The 667-nt window shown below is 42.6% G+C and carries 2 protein-coding genes; both read right to left on the reverse strand.

Annotation, left to right across the window (positions count from 1 at the left end; genetic code table 11):
* A partial coding sequence (locus ACXVWP_RS11100; RefSeq protein WP_458473411.1) for an IS3 family transposase occupies positions 1-293 on the reverse strand: 293 nt, incomplete at its 3' end.
* Positions 278-667, reverse strand: a 390-nt coding sequence (locus tag ACXVWP_RS11105; protein ID WP_458473040.1) for a transposase, incomplete at its 5' end; no start/stop codon positions are given. The genes ACXVWP_RS11105 and ACXVWP_RS11100, both read right to left, overlap by 16 nt.

Consider the following 667-nt stretch of genomic DNA (forward strand, 5'->3'; position numbering starts at 1 on the left):
ACCCCTATCGTGCCTCGATAGGTGGTAAATTTCTTGCTTTTTCTTGACCGCACTTGAAGTCCAAGTGTCTGCATTAAACGTTGAACTTTTTTATGATTCACGCCTGGCAAGCTGGCATGAACACGTCGGTAGCCATAATCAGGATGATTGGCTTTGATGCGTTTAATGGCCTTTTTCAGCTCCTCATCCTTATCCGGTTTAATCTGAAGTTTCGCAAAAAACGTACTACGCGCTAACTGTGCAAAGCCTAAAAGCCATTTTAACGGATAGCGTGTTCTTAACCTTTGGATAATTTCCGTTGCTCGGCTTCGTCCTGAAGTCTGAGCCTTCTCAACTCCTTTAGGTAGGCTACCTCCGCTTCAAGCTGTAAAATTCTCAGGCGTAAACGGTCTTCTTCAGTTTTGGGTGGCGGTGGCATTCTGGCATATTTAGGTTTCATAGGCGGTCGTCCTGATGGTTTACGGGGAATAAGTCCCTTTATGCCACTTTTTTCAAACCGTTTCAACCATGTCCCGACTAGGGCGTTGGAAGGAATATTGTAAAAACGAGCTGCTTCTCTAATACTCATTTTTCCATTCAAAATAGGTTGAAGAATTTGTAATTTAAATTCGATTGTGTAGTGTTTACCCATAAAAAATCTGCACCTCAATTGTTGGTTTGTTGAGTC

Source organism: Haemophilus sp. SZY H56, from assembly GCF_054332415.1.